General features: G+C 70.1%; 3 protein-coding genes. All 3 read right to left on the bottom strand.

Annotated features, from left to right (window positions below; genetic code table 11):
- Window positions 1-681 (bottom strand): transglycosylase domain-containing protein (locus tag CVM52_RS25450; protein WP_205965034.1); only part of this gene is annotated, 681 nt, incomplete at its 3' end.
- Window positions 674-1,237 carry a putative glycolipid-binding domain-containing protein gene (locus CVM52_RS25445; protein ID WP_100165034.1) on the bottom strand — a complete coding sequence of 188 codons (564 nt, stop codon included), beginning with the start codon at window positions 1,235-1,237 and terminating at the stop codon, window positions 674-676. The genes CVM52_RS25445 and CVM52_RS25450, both read right to left, overlap by 8 nt.
- The coding region (locus CVM52_RS25440) for an alpha-2-macroglobulin family protein (protein WP_503128406.1) at window positions 1,234-1,877 on the bottom strand (644 nt) is incomplete at its 5' end. The genes CVM52_RS25440 and CVM52_RS25445, both read right to left, overlap by 4 nt.

Here is a 1,877-nt window from a genome sequence, read left to right as displayed (position 1 = left end):
CCGGTTGCGGGCCTGGCGGGCAATCTCCGGGTGGCGGTCGGGGCGGCGGGATTCCGGCGCCTGCGGCAATGCCACCAACAGCGCCGCCTGCGCTGCGGTCAGGCGGCGCGGCTCCTTGCCGAACCAGGCAAAGCTGGCGGCGCGCAGCCCTTCGAGATTGCCGCCGAACGGCGCATGGGTCAGGTAGAGCGCAAGGATGTCGCGCTTGCCCAGCCGCCGTTCCAGTGCCAGCGCCACCCGGATCTGGCGCAGCTTGCCGGCCCAGCGCCCGGTGCTGCCGTCTTCCAGCAGCCGCGCCACCTGCATCGTCAGGGTCGAACCGCCGGAAACCGGGCCGCCATGACGCAGCGCCTGCCAGCCCGCGCGCAGCAGCGCCAGCGGATCGACGCCGCGATGGGTCCAGAACCGTTTGTCCTCGTAGCGCACCAGCAGCGCCAGATAGCGCGGATCGACCTGGTCGGGCTGCACCGCCAGCCGCCAGATGCCGTTGCCGACCTGGAAGGCGCGCAGCAGCGCGCCGGTTCGGTCGCGGATCTCGACCGAGGTTTCGCCCAGTGTCGGCGGCAGAGCGGTGGCGGCGACCCAGCGGTCGACGGCATCGCGGCCGGTGGCAAGGGCGAAGAGGGTGAAGGCAAGGAGGAACGCGGCGGTTGCGGCGGGTACGCGGGAGCGTTCAGTCATCCACCCAGCCGTCCCAATAGCCGGGATAGCAGGTGACAAACCCGGTCGGATGTACCGCCAGCCGCGCGCTGAAACCGGTGGAGGCGGTATAGTCATAGCCGTCGTCGCGGCGGGTATAGCTTTGGTCCAGCCGTTCCAGCCGGTCGAGTTCGGGCACCAGCCAGACCGCGGCGCAGCTGCTATCGCCATTGCCGCGCGCGGCCAGCCGGCGGATCGCCAGCAGGTTGGTGGCGGGGGTAAAGCTGAGATCGATATCGAGGCAGTCGTCATCCACCTCTTGCGGTTCGTTGTTCATCTCCCAGCCCGAGGCGCCCTGGGCGATGCGGATATTGACCCGCCGGCCGTTGCAATTGCCGGTGATATCCGCCGACAGGCTTCGCCAGTCCGGGCCACAGCGCACCGCGTAGGTCAGGGTCGATTCGGCGCCATCATCGCGCCAGATGGCCTGGCCCGACAACATCCAGCCCATATGGACCTGCGCCAAGGTGCAGCGGTCGGTGCCCTCGCGGTCCAGCCGGCGCCAATGGGCCATGGCAATGGTGGTGCTTTCGGTCATGGCGTCACCCTTATGCTGCCGGTTTCGCTGCGGGCGCGATAGGCGGGGCGGTACATATCCTCGACCGAGGCCGCCGGATGGTGGAAGCTGCCGGGCGTCACCGCGCGCACCACATAGGCCAGCGTCACCGGATCGGTGCCGCGCAGATCGACCGCCGCCAGAAAGCGATCGGCGCGGAATTCGCTGTGCCGCGCCTCGGACAGGGTCAGCCAGTTCAGCGCGCCGACATCGCCCGAGCGCAGCAGGTTCGGATTGTCGATCTCGAACCCCGCCGGCAGCGGATCGTCGATCATCAGCCGCGCCCCGGCCGCTTCGAAGGACTGCACCCGCAGCACGGTGACAAACCGGTCGCCCACGGCAAAGTCGCTGCCCGCGATCGGCTGGCCGTCCATGCCGTAATAGCTGCGGCTGATGCTGTAGCCGGTGCCGCCCGCGGCCGGCGGAGTCCGGGGGATGCCCAGGGTGGTCAGGGTGATATCGGCCGGCCTGCCGCCGGACGCGGTGATGGCATAGCCGCCGCCGGGCGTGTCCTGCTCCAGCAGCTGCACGAAGGGCCCGGCGACCTCGGCGCCGTTCACCCGCAGCCCGGCCTGTTCCGGTGCCCGGATCAGCGCCTGCGCCGCCAACAGGCTCCAGGCCG

The organism is Pseudooceanicola lipolyticus (assembly GCF_002786325.1).
GTDB classification, from domain to species: domain Bacteria; phylum Pseudomonadota; class Alphaproteobacteria; order Rhodobacterales; family Rhodobacteraceae; genus Pseudooceanicola_C; species Pseudooceanicola_C lipolyticus.
Note: the sequence above shows the minus strand (reverse complement) of the source record. Positions and strands in the feature narration are given on the sequence as shown.